The sequence below is a fragment of the Thiomonas sp. UBA7699 genome, from assembly GCF_002482605.1.
Lineage (GTDB): Bacteria > Pseudomonadota > Gammaproteobacteria > Burkholderiales > Burkholderiaceae_C > Thiomonas > Thiomonas arsenitoxydans.
The window spans coordinates 423-14,494 of sequence record NZ_DLGH01000015.1; the positions used below are offsets into that span (position 1 = coordinate 423).

The 14,072-nt window shown below is 64.7% G+C and carries 13 protein-coding genes and 1 pseudogene (1 of these 14 only partly in view); 4 read left to right on the forward strand and 10 right to left on the reverse strand.

What is annotated here, in order from left to right; translation table 11 throughout:
* The 5 genes and pseudogenes from B3H47_RS05465 to aceK form a co-directional block, all read right to left on the reverse strand.
* Positions 1-1,403: pseudogene (locus tag B3H47_RS05465) on the reverse strand (AMP-binding protein) (it extends 263 nt beyond the left edge of the window).
* A gap of 31 nt (positions 1,404-1,434) precedes the next feature.
* A complete protein-coding gene (locus tag B3H47_RS05470; RefSeq protein ID WP_013107125.1) occupies positions 1,435-2,040 on the reverse strand; it encodes a 2-hydroxychromene-2-carboxylate isomerase in 606 nt (201 codons plus the stop codon).
* Positions 2,041-2,063: 23 nt separating this feature from the next.
* Positions 2,064-3,191, reverse strand: a complete 1,128-nt coding sequence (locus B3H47_RS05475; RefSeq protein ID WP_286986368.1) for an acyl-CoA dehydrogenase family protein — start codon at positions 3,189-3,191, stop codon at positions 2,064-2,066.
* 6 nt (positions 3,192-3,197) lie between these two features.
* Positions 3,198-4,376: an acetyl-CoA C-acyltransferase gene (locus tag B3H47_RS05480; protein WP_286986370.1), complete on the reverse strand. Its 1,179-nt coding sequence runs from the start codon at positions 4,374-4,376 to the stop codon at positions 3,198-3,200.
* A complete protein-coding gene (gene aceK, locus B3H47_RS05485; RefSeq protein WP_286986372.1) occupies positions 4,373-6,187 on the reverse strand; it encodes a bifunctional isocitrate dehydrogenase kinase/phosphatase in 1,815 nt (604 codons plus the stop codon). The genes B3H47_RS05480 and aceK overlap by 4 nt, the downstream gene beginning before the upstream one ends.
* A 158-nt stretch (positions 6,188-6,345) precedes the next feature.
* Between aceK and B3H47_RS05490 the strand changes: the two genes are divergently transcribed.
* On the forward strand, positions 6,346-7,500 hold the full coding sequence (locus B3H47_RS05490; protein WP_286986374.1) for an aminotransferase class V-fold PLP-dependent enzyme: 1,155 nt from the start codon (positions 6,346-6,348) through the stop codon (positions 7,498-7,500).
* An 80-nt stretch (positions 7,501-7,580) separates the two neighbouring features.
* On the opposite strand, the gene B3H47_RS05495 is transcribed toward B3H47_RS05490, so the two are convergent.
* The 3 genes from B3H47_RS05495 to B3H47_RS05505 form a co-directional block, all read right to left on the reverse strand.
* Positions 7,581-8,759 carry an isovaleryl-CoA dehydrogenase gene (locus B3H47_RS05495; protein ID WP_286986376.1) on the reverse strand — a complete coding sequence of 393 codons (1,179 nt, stop codon included), beginning with the start codon at positions 8,757-8,759 and terminating at the stop codon, positions 7,581-7,583.
* Positions 8,760-8,805: 46 nt separating this feature from the next.
* Positions 8,806-9,255, reverse strand: a complete 450-nt coding sequence (locus B3H47_RS05500; protein WP_286986378.1) for a PaaI family thioesterase — start codon at positions 9,253-9,255, stop codon at positions 8,806-8,808.
* 115 nt (positions 9,256-9,370) lie between these two features.
* Positions 9,371-9,775 (reverse strand): MerR family transcriptional regulator, encoded by a 405-nt coding sequence (locus tag B3H47_RS05505; protein WP_276708247.1) that lies wholly within the window; start codon positions 9,773-9,775, stop codon positions 9,371-9,373.
* Positions 9,776-9,853: 78 nt separating this feature from the next.
* Here B3H47_RS05505 and B3H47_RS05510 point away from each other — a divergent pair, with 78 nt between their 5' ends.
* The 3 genes from B3H47_RS05510 to corA are packed head-to-tail and all read left to right on the forward strand — an operon-like array spanning position 9,854 to position 13,141.
* Positions 9,854-10,909: an MBL fold metallo-hydrolase gene (locus B3H47_RS05510; RefSeq protein ID WP_286986380.1), complete on the forward strand. Its 1,056-nt coding sequence runs from the start codon at positions 9,854-9,856 to the stop codon at positions 10,907-10,909.
* Positions 10,910-10,954: 45 nt separating this feature from the next.
* Entirely contained in the window at positions 10,955-12,166 is a 1,212-nt protein-coding gene (locus tag B3H47_RS05515; protein ID WP_286986381.1) for a patatin-like phospholipase family protein, read from the forward strand.
* Between the two features lie 9 nt (positions 12,167-12,175).
* Positions 12,176-13,141, forward strand: a complete 966-nt coding sequence (gene corA / locus B3H47_RS05520) for a magnesium/cobalt transporter CorA (RefSeq protein WP_286986382.1) — start codon at positions 12,176-12,178, stop codon at positions 13,139-13,141.
* A gap of 7 nt (positions 13,142-13,148) precedes the next feature.
* Here corA and B3H47_RS05525 read toward each other — a convergent pair whose 3' ends face one another.
* Positions 13,149-13,586 carry a nuclear transport factor 2 family protein gene (locus tag B3H47_RS05525; RefSeq protein ID WP_286986384.1) on the reverse strand — a complete coding sequence of 146 codons (438 nt, stop codon included), beginning with the start codon at positions 13,584-13,586 and terminating at the stop codon, positions 13,149-13,151.
* 60 nt (positions 13,587-13,646) lie between these two features.
* Positions 13,647-14,069: a diacylglycerol kinase gene (locus B3H47_RS05530; RefSeq protein WP_286986386.1), complete on the reverse strand. Its 423-nt coding sequence runs from the start codon at positions 14,067-14,069 to the stop codon at positions 13,647-13,649.
* Between the last annotated feature and the right edge of the window lie 3 nt (positions 14,070-14,072).

Below are 14,072 nucleotides of genomic sequence, written 5' to 3' on the forward strand. Positions count from 1 at the left end.
GGGTAGATGTTCTCGCCGCCGCGAATCACCATGTCTTTGATGCGGCCGACGATGTTCACATAACCTTCCGCATCCATCACCGCCAGGTCGCCGGTATGCATCCAACCTTCGGCGTCGATGGCCTCATGCGTCTTCTCGGCGTCGCCCCAGTAGCCGTGCATCACCGAATAGCCCTTGGTGCAAAGCTCGCCGGTTTCGCCGGGCGCGACAGTTTCGCCGCTTTGCGGATCGACGATCTTCACCTGCAAATGCGGCTGCACCTGCCCCACCGTACTCACCCGCTTGTCCAGCGGCGTGTCGGTGGAGCTTTGGCAGCTCACCGGCGCGGTCTCGGTCATGCCGTAGGCGATGGTGATCTCAGACAGATGCATGTCGCGCACCACTCGCTTCATCACCTCGATGGGGCAAGGGCTGCCGGCCATGATGCCGGTACGCAAGGTGCTCAGATCGAACTCGGCAAAGCGCGGATGATCGAGCATGGCGATGAACATGGTCGGCACACCGTGCAGCCCGGTGCAGGCTTCGTCCTGCACGCACTCCAAAGTCAGCAATGGGTCGAAGCCGTCGTTGGGATAGACGATGGTGGCGCCGTGCGTCAGACACGCCAGGTTGCCCAGCACCATGCCGAAGCAGTGGTACAGCGGCACCGGAATGCACAGCCGGTCTTCGGCGGTGAGCTTCATCGCCTCACCAATAAAGAAACCGTTGTTCAGGATGTTGCTGTGCGTGAGCGTGGCGCCCTTGGGAAAACCGGTGGTGCCGCTGGTGAACTGGATGTTGATGGGTTCGTGCGCGTGCAGCGTTGCCGCGGCCTCGGCGACCGCCGGGTCGTCGGCGCTGCCGCGGGCGATCCAGTCGGCAAAGCGCAGCATGCCGGGTTCATCGGCCTCGCCCAGATGCACCACCAGTTTGAGATCGGGCAGACGCGCGGCGCGCAGTTCGCCCGGCGCGCAGGTATTCAGCTCCGGCGCGAGTTCACGCAGCATGGCGAGGTAGTCGCTGGTCTTGAACGAGGTCATGGTGACCAGCGCCTTGCACGCCACCTTGTTGAGCGCGTACTCCACCTCGGAGGTGCGATAGGCCGGGTTGATGTTCACCAGAATCAGGCCGACCTTGGCCGTCGCCAGTTGCATCAGCACCCATTCCACGCTGTTGTGCGCCCAGATGCCCACGCGGTCGCCCTTGCGCAAACCGCTGCGCAACAAGGCGCTGCCCAGACGATCCACCTCGCGCTTGAGCTCGGCATAGCTCAGGCGAATGTTCTGGTGGCGCGAAACCAGCGCCTCTTGCAGGCCTTGGCGCTCGGCCATGGCGTCGAAAAAATCGCCTATGGTCTGCGTCAGCAGCGGCTGGTCGGTGGCGCCGCAGGCATAAGCCTGGACCAGCGGGGTTGGTTCGGTCATGATGATTCTCCGGTGTTCATTTTTGGCGACTTCAAAACCCGCCGGTCTGCAGCCAATGCTCGAGCTGCGGCAGCCGGTCTGCGCCCCAGAAGGGTTGATCGTCCACCACCATAAAGGGCGCGCCGCACATGCCTTGCTGCAGCGCGCGGTCGCAGTTGGCCTTGAGCTGGGCCTTGATGGCGGGATCGGCGGTATAGCGCGCCACCGTATCGCTCGCCAGCCCCTGCTCGGCGGCAAGGGCTTCAAGTACGGGCAATTCGGCGATGTTGCGGTTCTGCGCGAAATAGGCCGAAAAACAGCGATGCAGCCACGGTGCAGCCTGCGTGGGCAAGTCGCGTTGCAGGCCGATGAGCACCCGCGCGGCCTGATAAGTGGCAATGGGAAACGGCTCCGGCTGCACAAAAGGCACGCCCAGAAAGCGCGCCGAGCGCGGAATGTCGATGCGGGCATAGTCGCCTTTGAGCGGCTGATCGATCAGCGGTTTCGATCCTGTCGTCTGGAACACCGGCCCGAGCAGCATCGGCACCCACTCGATGTCGCGCAGGTGGCGCGCGGCAATGGCCTCGATCTGCGTGCTCGCCAGGTAGGCATAGGGCGACGAAAAATCGAAGAAAAAAGTAATCGGGCTGACGGGCATGGGAGTCTCCAGTGAATCTGGTTTTACAGCGCACGGGCAATGAGCATTTTCTGCACATCGCTGGTGCCTTCGTAAATCTGGCAAACCCGCACATCGCGCCAGATGCGCTCGACGGGAAAGTCGGCCACATAACCGTAACCGCCGTGGATCTGCAGCGCCGCGCTGCACACCCGCTCGGCCATTTCGCTGGCCATCAGTTTGGCCATCGCCGCCTCCTTCAGACAAGGCAGGCCCGCATCCTTCAGGCTGGCTGCGTGCCACAGCAACTGCCGCGCCGCTTCGATCTGCATCGCCATCTCGGCCAAGCGGAATTGCACTGCCTGATGCTCGGCAATCGGCTTGCCAAAGGCAGTGCGCTCGCGCGCATAACGCAGCGCCGCTTCGAACGCCGCGCGCGCCATGCCGACCGACTGCGCCGCAATGCCGATGCGCCCACCTTCCAGGCCGGACAGCGCAATCTTGTAGCCCTCGCCTTCGGCGCCGAGGCGGTTGGCGGCGGGTACGCGGCAGCCCTCGAAGCGGATCTGCGCGGTGTCGCTGGCCGATTGCCCCGTCTTGTCTTCGAGCCGTTCGACGATGTAGCCCGGCGTGTCGGTGGGCACGAGGAAGGCGCTGATGCCTTTCTTGCCCGCGGCCCGGTCGGTTGCGGCCATCACGATGGCGACCTGTCCGTTCTTGCCGCTGGTGATGAACTGCTTGACGCCGTCGAGGACGTAGTGGTCACCCTCTAACTTTGCCGTGGCGCGCAGGTTGGAGGCGTCCGATCCGGCCTGCGGTTCGGTCAGCGCGAACGCGCCGATCCACTCGCCGCGCGCCACCGGGCGCAGCCACTGGTCTTTTTGCGCATCGCTGCCCCAGGCCATCAGAATGGAGCACACCGGGCAGTTGTTCACGCTCACGATGGTGCTGGTCGCGCCGTCGGCCGCGGCGATCTCCTCGACGGCCAGCGCGAGAGACAGGTAGTCGAGCCCGGCGCCGTCCCATTCGGCGGGCACGGCGATGCCCAGGCAACCCAGCGCCGCCAAGCCCTGCAGCGCTTCGCGCGGGAAGCGGGCCTCGCGCGCCCAGTCGGCCGCATGCGGGGCGATTTCAGCTTGGGCGAAGTCGCGTACCGCGTCGCGGATCATGCGGTGATCGTCAGAAAGCAGCATGACGATTCAGAGCAGTTCGACGGCCATTGCCGTGGCCTCGCCGCCACCGATGCACAGCGCGGCGACGCCCTTATTGAGCCCGCGCTGCCGCAGCGCGCCCAGCAGGGTGACGACGATGCGCGCGCCCGACGCGCCGATGGGGTGGCCCAGCGCCACCGCGCCGCCGTGCACGTTCACGATCTCATGCGGCAGCTTGAATTCGCGCATGGCCGCCATGGTGACGGCGGCGAAGGCTTCGTTGACTTCCCACAGGTCCACATCGGCCGCCTTCCAGCCGGTTTTGTCGAGCACCTTTTGAATGGCCCCCACGGGCGCCGTGGTGAACCACTCGGGCGCCTGCGCATGCACCGCATGGGCGCGAATGCGAGCGATCGGCGCGCAGCCCAGCTTGTCGGCGGTGGACTGGCGCATCAGCACCAGCGCGGCAGCGCCGTCGGAAATGCTCGACGAGGTGGCGGCGGTGATGGCCCCGTCTTTCTTGAACGCGGGCTTGAGCGTAGGAATCTTGTCGAGCTTGGCCTTGAAGGGCTGCTCGTCGCGGGCGATTTTCACCTCGCCGCCGCGACCCGCCACCGTGACGGGCGCCATCTCCCACTCGAAGCTGCCGTCTTCGTTGGCTTTTTTGCTGCGGTCAGTCGAGGCAATGGCGAAAGCGTCCATCTCCTCGCGGCTGAAGGCGTATTTGCTCACGCAGCTTTCAGCGAACACGCCCATGGCCTTGCCGCGGTCGTAGGCGTCTTCCAGCCCGTCGATGGCCATGTGGTCGTAGAAGGCGGTGGCGCCGTATTTCACGCCCTTGCGCACAAAGGCCAGATGCGGCGCGTTGGTCATGCTTTCCATGCCGCCGGCCACCATCACATCGGCGGAGCCCACAGCGAGCATGTCGTGGGCGAACATCATCGCCCGCATGCCCGAGCCGCACATTTTGGACAGCGTGACCGCGCCCGCCGATTGCGGCAGCCCGGCCTTGAGTGCGGCCTGGCGCGCGGGGGCCTGGCCCTGCCCGGCCATCAGGCAGTTGCCCATGAGCACTTCATTCACGGCGTCGCCCGCGATGCCCGCGCGTTGCACGGCAGCGGCGATGGCGGTGGCGCCGAGCTCCCAGGCGGGTACGGCAGCAAAGTCGCCGAGCAGACCGCCGATGGGCGTGCGCGCGGCAGAAACCATCACGATGGGATCAGTCATGTCGAAGTCTCCTGAACAGGTTGAACGGGTGGGTTGGATGCCGCAAGAGCGCCCTCGCGGGCGAAGCGGCGGGTGGCGTCATAAGTGAACACGTCGTACAGATGGCCCTCGCGGATGCGGCTCTGGTGCTCCTGCCAGAACGCAGCGTCGAGCAGGTCGGCGTGGTGTTTCATGAACACCGCGCGCACCTTGGGGTTGCCGAGCAGAAACTGGCCGAAGGTCTCGGGAAACACGTCGTGCGGACCCACGGCGTACCAGGGCTCGGCGGCCATTTCGTCTTCTTCGTTGCGCGGCGCGGGCACGCGGCGGAAGTTGCAGTCGGTGATGTACTCGATCTCGTCGTAGTCGTAGAACACCACCTTGCCGTGGCGGGTGATGCCGAAGTTCTTCCACAGCATGTCACCGGGAAAGATATTGGCCGCCACCATGTCCTTGATGGCGTTGCCGTATTCGATGACGGCGGCGTCGAGCTGGGCGTCGTCAGCCTCTTGCAGATAGATGTTGAGCGGAATCATGCGCCGCTCGATGTAGCAGTGCCGGATGATGATGGTGTCGCCGTCGTATTCGAGTTGCGAGGGGCAGAAGGTTTCGATTTCCTGAATCAGCTCGGGCGAGAAACGGGCTCGCTCGAAGGCCACGTTGGAGTATTCCAGCGTCTCGGCCATGCGGCCCACGCGGTCGTGCTGTTTCACCAGCAGGTACTTGCCCTTGATCTTGTCGCGGGTAGTGTCTTTCTGCGGCGGGTAAAAGTCTTTGATGACTTTGAACACAAAGGGAAAGGACGGCAGGGTGAACACCACCATCACCATGCCCTTGATGCCCGGCGCCACGATGAACTGATCGCTCGAATGCCGCAGGTGATAGAGAAAGTCGCGGTAGAACAGGGTCTTGCCCTGCTTGGCCAGACCCAGCGCGTTATACAGCTCGGCACGCGGTTTGCGCGCCATGAGGCTGCGCAAAAACTGCACGTAGGCCGACGGGATTTCCATATCGACCATGAAATAGGCGCGAGCGAAGGAGAACAGCAGCAGCAGATCGTCTTCGGTGAGCAGCACCGTGTCGATAAAGAGCTGGCCGCGCTCGTTGTGCAGAATGGGCAGCGCCAGCGGAAATTCGGTGAAGCCGTTGATCACCTTGCCCACCGCATACGCGCCCTTGTTGCGGTAGAACAGCGAGTCGAGCATCTGAATCTGGAAGTTGGCGCGCAGGCGCACATCGTTGCCGAAGCGCTGGCGCACGGCGGCCAGCACCTGGCCCACGTCGCGGTCCAGATCTTCGAACGGCAGCGCAAGCTGAAAGTTCTCGATGGCGCGGCGCAGACAGGCGTGCAGCGCCTCGTGGGTGTGCGGGTAATACACACGGAAGGTCGGCTTGGCGGCGGGCTCTTCGTTCTCGATGTACTCGGTGGACAGCGCGGGGCGCACGAACAGAAACTCGTTGTTGAAATGCTCGCGCCGCAGAATCTTGGTCGTCACCGAGTTGAAAAACGTCTCGGCCAGCTCGGGCTGGTGATGATTGGTCAGCAGGCCGATGTAGTGCAGCTTGGCCTGCTGCCAGATTTCCATGGGCTGGTTGCCGGCATCGAGTTCGTTCTGCAGCCGTTCGGTGGCTTCGTCCACCCGCTGGTCGTAGAAGGCGATGCGCTCGCGCTGCGCTGCCTGCTGCCCGGCCCAATCGGCGCGCTCGAACCGCTGCTTGGCCGCGGCGCTCACTTGGCGGAACAGGCGGTAATGGCGATTGAAGCCGTCGAGCATGGTGCGGGCCATGGCAAAAGCCACGGGGGAATCGAGGCGGGGCGGGAATTGGTTCATGGGGCATTGGCAATACGAAAACACCCTGCCCACTGTAAGCCCGCGACGCTGGCAAGGCAAAGCGCCCAGCGCTTGACGCCGCTGCGTGCTAGGCTTTTCAGGCGGTCGGCATAGACACCGCGCCGACTTTTTCGAACCATAAGACCAGGAGATTTCTGATGCCCGCCTTGCTGCCCAATGTCGATCCCGATGGACTGCTGGAGTATTCGGTGGTTTACACCGACCGCTCGCTCAACCACATGTCGGCCAAGTTTCAGCAGGTTATGCGCGATCTGTCGTCCATGCTCAAACAGGCCTACAACGCGCAGGCAGCGGTCATCGTGCCGGGCAGCGGCACGTTTGCCATGGAGGCCGTGGCGCGGCAATTCGTCCAGGGTGCGCAGGTGCTCATTGTGCGCAACGGCTGGTTCAGTTATCGCTGGAGCCAGATCATCGAGACCGGGCATTTGTCGGACAAAGTCACGGTACTCAAGGCGCGCCGCGTGGCCGATGCGTCCGAGTCGCCCTTCACGCCTGCGCCCATAGCCGAGGTGGTCGCCACCATCGCCCGCGAAAAGCCCGCCGTGGTGTTCGCCCCGCATGTGGAAACCTCCGCCGGCATGATGCTGCCCGACGACTATCTGCGCGCTGTTGCCGACGCGGTGCATGCGGTGGGCGGCCTGTTCGTGCTCGACTGCATCGCCTCGGGTGCGATGTGGGTGGACATGCAGGCCACCGGCGTGGACGTGCTGGTCAGCGCACCGCAAAAAGGCTGGAGCGGCCAGCCCTGCTGCGGCTTCGCCATGCTGTCCGAGCGGGCTTTGCAACGGCTGGAGACGACCACGAGCGACAGCTTTTCCTGCGACCTGAAAAAGTGGCATCAGATCATGCAGGCCTACGAAAAAGGCACGCATGCCTATCACGCCACCATGCCCACCGACACCCTGGCGGAAGTGCGCGACCAGATGCGCGAGGCGTTCAGCTACGGCCTGCCCGCGCTCAAGGCCGCGCAGATGGAACTGGGTCGCGCAGCGCGCGCTTCGTTGGAGCAGCGTGGCGTCAAGAGCGTGGCGGCGCCCGGCTTTCAGGCGCCGGGCGTGGTGGTGAGCTACACCCGTGATCCCGACATTCAGAACGGCAAAAAATTTGTGGCACAGGGTATGCAGATTGCCGCTGGTGTGCCGCTGGCCTGCGACGAACCGGCCGACTACATGAGCTTTCGCCTCGGCCTGTTCGGGCTGGACAAATGGAAGGACGTGCCCGCCGCCGTGCAGCGGCTGGACGCGGCGCTCGACGCCGTGGGTTTGCACCTGCCGGAAAAAGCGCATCGGTAGCCGCCTCGGTAAGCGCCTCGGTAACTGAATCACCCGCCGCATCAGCCGCTCAGCCCTGATCGCTATCCAGTTTCACGGCTTCACGCCGTTTGCGCGAACAGTTCCCGCCCGATCAGCATGCGGCGGATTTCGGATGTGCCCGCGCCGATCTCGTACAGCTTGGCGTCGCGCCACAGTCGGCCCAGCGGGTAGTCGTTGATATAGCCGTTGCCACCAAAAATCTGGATGCCCTCGCCCGCCATCCAGGTGGCCTTTTCGGCGCACCACAGAATCACGGCCGCGCAGTCTTTTCGCACCGAGCGGGCATGGCCGTCGCCCAGTGCGTCGAGGTTTTTGCCCACGGTGTAGAGCAGGCTGCGGGCGGCCTGCAGCACGGTGTACATATCGGCCAGCTTGCCCTGGATGAGCTGGAACTCGCCGATGCTCTGGCCGAATTGCTTGCGTTCGTGCACATAAGGCACCACGCTGTCGATCACCGCCTGCATGATGCCCACCGGCCCGGCGGCCAGCACCGCGCGCTCGTAATCCAGGCCGCTCATCAGCACTTTGACGCCGCCGTTCAAATCGCCCAGCACGTTCTCTGCGGGCACCTCGCAATCCTGAAACACCAGCTCGCCAGTGTGGCTGCCGCGCATGCCCAGCTTGTCGAGCTTCTGCGCCACCGAAAAGCCCTTGAAGCCCTTCTCCACCAGGAAGGCGGTGATGCCCTTGGAATTAGCGGCCGGATCGGTCTTGGCGTAGACCACCAGCACGTCGGCGTCCGGCCCGTTGGTAATCCACATCTTGCTGCCGTTGAGCACAAACCCATCACCTCGCCGGTCAGCACGCAGCTTCATGCTCACCACATCGCTGCCCGCGCCCGGCTCGCTCATCGCCAGCGCGCCCACATGCTCGCCGCTGATCAGCTTGGGCAGGTACTTCGCCTTCTGCGCGGCGCTGCCGTTGCGGCTGATCTGGTTGACGCAGAGGTTGGAATGCGCGCCGTAGCTCAAGCCCACCGAGGCGCTGGCGCGGGAGATTTCTTCCAACGCCACCATATGCGCCAGGTAGCCCATGCCCGTGCCGCCATCGGCCTCGGGCACGGTGACGCCCAGCAGGCCCAGGTCGCCGAACTTGTGCCACAGATCCATCGGAAACTGATCGGTGCGGTCGATTTCGGCGGCGCGCGGGGCAATTTCTTGCTCGGCAAAGTCGCGCACGGCCTCGCGCAGAGCAGCGATGTCTTCGCCGAGTTGGAAGTCCAGTCCGGGTAGTTGCATGAGGTCTCCTCGCTTGTTTGTTTCGATGCGTTGGTTCGACGTAATTTCAATACCGCTTGGGCACTGGCGCGATGGTCTGCTGCATCACCGCGCAAACTGTCTCAGCGCCGTCCTCATCGCGGTGCATCACTTCGGCGGTGGTGACGATCAGCCGCTTGCCAGCCCGGATTACCCGCCCGTAGGCGCGCAGTTCACCGCCCGCAAAAGCCGCTAGAAAGTTGATTTTGTACTCCACCGTGGTGACTTCGTCGCCTTCGGGCGCCAGAGTCATCGCCGCATAGCCACCGGCCACGTCGGCCAGCGCGCCAATGGCCCCACCGTGGAAGCCGCCCTGCTGCTGGCTGATGCGTTCTGAATGCGGCAGCCGTAGTTCCGCCCGGCCCGGCTCCAACCGCACCATCTCCACGCCCAACGCGGCCATCAAGCCTTGGCGGGCAAAACTCTGGCGAATAGCCGCCTCCTGCGCAGGCGATAGAACGGCGGGGGCGGTGGTCATGGTGGCAAGTCTCCGTGGGGGCTGCTCTGCTGGCAGATTTCCGGCGATCTTACCTTCCGTTTACGTCAACGTGAATAGTCACTCCTCCAGCACCCATCCAGAACCAGCGCTCCCCTCACCCGCCCTGCTTCTTGAGCAGCCCCCGCGCCTCGGTCTCGTAGGCGCGAATCTCCTCCAGCGTCGCCTTGAGATCGGCCATGCGGCCTTCGATGTCGGCGCGGTGCTCGGCCAGCACTTCGAGGTAGCGGCGCAGTTGCGGTACGGTGTCGCGCGGCGACTCGTACATCATCACCAGTTCCTTGATCTCGGCCAGGCTCAGGCCCAGCCGTTTGCCGCGCTGGGTGAGTTTGAGCCGCGTGCGATCGCCTTGGGTATAGACGCGCAGCCGACCCTCGCGCTGCGGGCAAAGCAAGCCGGCTTCTTCGTAAAAGCGGATGGCGCGGGTGGTGAGGTCGAACTCGCGGGCGAGCTCGCCAATGGTGAAAGTGGGGGCGGCAGGTGCAGCAGCGGCTTTTTTCATGCGTGCCTATACTCGGCTCCAGTTGACGTTAACGTCAAGTGTAGTTTGCCCCGCAACGACTCCAACCGATCACTCGCCATGTCCGCCCAGCCCGCCTTTGATGCCATCCGCTACCCCTTTGGAGAAACGACGCCCGCACTGGGAGAAAGCATCGAGCTGGCGCCGGGGCTGCGCTGGCTGCGCATGGGGCTGCCTTTCGCGCTGAACCACATCAACCTCTGGCTGCTGGAAGACACCCTCGACGGCGTGCGCGGCTGGACGATTGTGGATTGCGGCATCGACTCCCCGCCCACCCGCGCGGCATGGGAGCAGGTGTTCGCCACGCAACTGGGCGGCCTGCCGGTGCTGCGCGTGGTCGTCACGCACATGCACCCAGACCACGTCGGGCTGGCGCACTGGCTCACCGCGCGCTGGAATTGCCTGCTGTGGATGAGCGCCACCGACTATGCCGTCTCGTGCATGGCGGCGCGCGGCTGCATGACCATCGGCGGAGAGGCGATGGCGGCGCACTACGCCGCGCACGGCCTGGCCGACCCGCAGACTCTGGCCGCCATCCGCAAGCGCACCGACTACTACAGCGGCCTGGTGCCCGCCATGCCCACGCGTTTCGTGCGCCTGCAGGACGGCGACGTGCTGCGCATCGGAGAGCGCGACTGGCGCTGCGTCGCGGGCTACGGCCATGCGCCGGAACACATCAGCCTATACAGCGAGGCCGACGCGCTGTTCATCGCAGGTGACATGCTGCTGCCTCGCATCTCCACCAACATCAGCGTGAACGACAACGAACCGTTGTCCAATCCTTTGCAACAATTTCTCGACAGTCTGGCGCGCTTTAGCACCTTGCTGTCGGACGACACGCTGATCTTCCCCTCGCACGGCCTACCCTTCCGCGGCGCCCTGGCCCGGATCGCGCAGTTGCAGCAGCATCACCACGAGCGTCTGGCCGAGGTGATACAGGCCTGCGCCACGCCACAAACCGCGGCCGACCTGCTGCCCGTGCTGTTCAAACGCCCGCTGGACGTGCACCAGATAACCTTCGCCATGGGCGAGTCCATCGCCCATCTGCACAAGCTGTGGTTCGATGGGCAGTTGCGCCGCCTGGAAGACGGCGGGGTCTATCGTTTCGTGCGCTAACCCGCATTTCTACTGCCGCGGCGCAGTGATATTTTCAACGCCGCCATGCCCGACAACACGACTGCCGCCGACAATCCACCGCCGCAAAACGCGGCCCTGGTGCTGCTGGGCGGCGGGGCGCGCACGGCCTATCAGGCCGGAGTGCTCGGCGGTGTGGGCGAGATTCTGCAGGCGCAGGGCTGGCCCACGCAGCGCAACCCGTTTCCCGTGGTTTGCGGCACCTCGGCCGGGGCGATCAATGCGGCGTATTTCGCCAGCCGCTGCGCCGAATGGCCAGCCGCCCTGCATGAACTGCAAACGCTTTGGAGCACCCTGCAGGCGCACGAGGTCTTCGAGGTCGGCACAGGGCAACTGCTGCGCGGCGGCGCGCGCTGGCTCGGACTGATGGCATTCGGCTGGCTTTGGAAGCAGAACCCGCGCGCCCTGCTCGACAACACCCCGCTGGCCGACACCCTGGGTCGGCGGGTGCACTTCGATGCGGTGGACACCGCGATTCAGAGCGGCGCCTTGCGCGCGCTATCTGTGGCCACCTCCAGCTATACCAGCGGGCGGCACATCACCTTCTTTCAGGCCCGCCCCGAAGTGCAGCCCTGGCGGCGGCCTGGGCTGTGGGGCATTGCGCAGCCCATCGGCGTCGAGCACTTGCTGGCGTCGAGCGCCCTGCCCTTCGTGTTTCCGGCCACGCCGCTGTATGGCGAAGTCGGGCCGGAATACTTTGGCGACGGCGCCATGCGCCAGCTCGCCCCGCTGGCGCCCGCCATTCATCTGGGTGCAGAACGCGCACTGGCCATCGGCGTAGCCGAGCCGCATCCCGAGGCGGGGCAAATGCGCCGGCATCTGCCGCCCTACCCCAGCGTGGCGGAGATTGCGGCGCACGCCATGTCCAGCGTGTTTCTCGACACCCTGCGCGCCGATGCGCAGCAGGCCGGGCGCATCAACCGCATGTTGGCGGATCTGCCGCCCCAAGTGCGTGCCGATCTGCCTTACCGCCCTCTGCCCACGCTGACCCTGCTGCCCTCCGCCTCGATCGACGCCATTGCCGCGCGGCACTGGCACAGCATGCCCCGTGGCGCGCGGCTGCTGCTGCAATCGGTGGGCATGGGTACCGGCCGAGGATCGGCGCTGGCCAGTTATCTGCTGTTCACGCCGGACTACCTCTCCGCCTTGGTCGAACTCGGCCGGGCCGATGCGCTGGCGCAGCGCGATGCGATTACGGCGTTTTTCAACCTCACCGCGCCCGACCCGCATTGCGCATAATGCAGCCCTATGCTCAATGTGTTCACCCTCAAGAATGGTCGCCTGGTGCAGCAGGAGGTCGGCGACCCGCAAACCCTCGCGGGGCTGCAGCCCGTCTGGGTCGATCTCGAATCGGCCGATCCACGCGAGCTCGGCTGGGTCGAGGCCCGCTTCGGCCTGAACATCCCCGCCGACGTCCTCGATCAGGATCTGGAGGAATCCGCGCGGTTTTACGAGGAGGAAGAAGATGGGCAGTTGCATCTGCGCACCGACTTTCTCATCAGTGACGAAGAGCGTCCGCGCAACGAGCGCGTGGCCTTCATCGTTCACGGCAACGTGCTGTTCTCCATCCACACGCACGACCTCATCGTCTTTCGCCTGCTGCGGCTGCGGGCGCGTCGCATGCCCGGGTTGATTGAAAACGCTACCGACGTACTGCTCGCGCTCTACCTCACCGACGCCGAGTATTCGGCCGATACCCTCGAAGGCATTTACGACGATCTGGAGGCCATCGGCGCGCACATCCTCAAGCCGCGCCCCAGCGACCAGGACGCCTCGGAGGCGCTCACCGGCATCGCGCAGCAGGAAGACCTGAACGGACGCATCCGCCGCAATGTGATGGACACCCGCCGCGCGCTGAGCTTTCTGTTGCGCAGCCGCCATCTCAGCGCCGATCAGTCGCAAGAGGCGCGGCAGATCCTGCGCGACCTCGACTCGCTCGACGGCCACACCGCTTTTCTGTTCGACAAGATCAACTTCCTGATGGACGTCACCGTCGGCTTCATCAACATCAACCAGAACAAGGTCATCAAGATTTTTTCCGTCGCTGCCGTCGCCATGCTGCCGCCCACGCTGATCGCCAGCATTTACGGCATGAACTTCAAACACATGCCCGAGCTCGACTGGCCCCTCGGCTACCCCTTCGCCCTGGGGCTGATGGTGCTCACCGTCATCGCGCCGTTCTGGTTTTTCCGCAAAAAGGGCTGGCTCGATTAGAGCTTGTTCAGCCGGCCGCGGCAGCGCGTTTCAGCCGCCTTACCACGGCGCCGAGCACCGGCACCGTGGCGTAGAAATCGCAAGCGTCCCAATAGTCGCGGTGATCCATCACCAGCCCCTGCGCATCGAGCACGAAGCGCGTCGCGCCGGCCACGACCTGCGCAGACGCTCCCTTGCGCAGCGCGAAGTGGAAATCCCAGGTCATCCACCCCACATTGCCCTGGCCGGTGACCTCGGTCACCACAAAACGCGGCGCATGCAGTTTGGCGTACATATGCGCAAACTGCGCCGTGATGGCGGGCAAGCCCTGCACGCGATTGAACGGGTCTTGAAACGTGGCCTGCGGGGCGTAAACCTGCGCCAGCACGTCGAGTTGGTCGGCGCGCAGTTGTTCAAACACGCGGGCAATGCGGTGCAAAGGCGTGGCGGTGGCGTCGGTTTCCATGACGCCCATCTTAGGCAAGAGCGCGCTGCGATGCTGACTCAGACCCGGCCAGACTCAGACTCAGACCCAGCGCGGCAGCAGCACAGCCGCCCAGATCAGCACGCACAGCAGCAGGGTGAGCAACACGGCGGCGCTGCCGAGGTCTTTGGCGGTCTTGCTCAGGTCGTGCTGCTCCAGCGAGACGCGATCAACGGTGTACTCGATGGCGGTGTTGAGCAGCTCGACAATGAGCACCAGCAGCACGCTGCCCGCGAGTACGGCCCGCTCGGTCCAGGTGCGCCCGAGCCACAGCGCCAGCGGCAGCAGGATGAGGGCCAGCGTGAGCTCCTGGCGGAAGGCCGACTCGGTCTGCCAGGCTGCGCGCAGGCCGCTCATGGAGTTGATGCCCGCGTGATACACGCGCGATAGCCCGGTGCGGGTTTTGTAGGGATTGGGCGCCGCCTCCGGCTTGGGCAGGGGCGCGCGTTCGCGCTGCTGGGCCATAAG

Bases quoted from the DNA above. Each gene is read 5' to 3' on its own strand.
- B3H47_RS05530 (WP_286986386.1), bottom strand. From the start codon at position 14,069: ATGGCCCAGCAGCGCGAACGCGCGCCCCTGCCCAAGCCGGAGGCGGCG.
- B3H47_RS05475 (WP_286986368.1), bottom strand. From the start codon at position 3,191: ATGCTGCTTTCTGACGATCACCGCATGATCCGCGACGCGGTACGCGAC.
- B3H47_RS05495 (WP_286986376.1), bottom strand. From the start codon at position 8,759: ATGCAACTACCCGGACTGGACTTCCAACTCGGCGAAGACATCGCTGCT.
- B3H47_RS05505 (WP_276708247.1), bottom strand. From the start codon at position 9,775: ATGAAAAAAGCCGCTGCTGCACCTGCCGCCCCCACTTTCACCATTGGC.
- aceK (WP_286986372.1), bottom strand. From the start codon at position 6,187: ATGAACCAATTCCCGCCCCGCCTCGATTCCCCCGTGGCTTTTGCCATG.
- B3H47_RS05480 (WP_286986370.1), bottom strand. From the start codon at position 4,376: ATGACTGATCCCATCGTGATGGTTTCTGCCGCGCGCACGCCCATCGGC.
- B3H47_RS05490 (WP_286986374.1), top strand. From the start codon at position 6,346: ATGCCCGCCTTGCTGCCCAATGTCGATCCCGATGGACTGCTGGAGTAT.
- B3H47_RS05500 (WP_286986378.1), bottom strand. From the start codon at position 9,255: ATGACCACCGCCCCCGCCGTTCTATCGCCTGCGCAGGAGGCGGCTATT.
- B3H47_RS05470 (WP_013107125.1), bottom strand. From the start codon at position 2,040: ATGCCCGTCAGCCCGATTACTTTTTTCTTCGATTTTTCGTCGCCCTAT.
- B3H47_RS05515 (WP_286986381.1), top strand. From the start codon at position 10,955: ATGCCCGACAACACGACTGCCGCCGACAATCCACCGCCGCAAAACGCG.
- B3H47_RS05525 (WP_286986384.1), bottom strand. From the start codon at position 13,586: ATGGAAACCGACGCCACCGCCACGCCTTTGCACCGCATTGCCCGCGTG.
- corA (WP_286986382.1), top strand. From the start codon at position 12,176: ATGCTCAATGTGTTCACCCTCAAGAATGGTCGCCTGGTGCAGCAGGAG.
- B3H47_RS05510 (WP_286986380.1), top strand. From the start codon at position 9,854: ATGTCCGCCCAGCCCGCCTTTGATGCCATCCGCTACCCCTTTGGAGAA.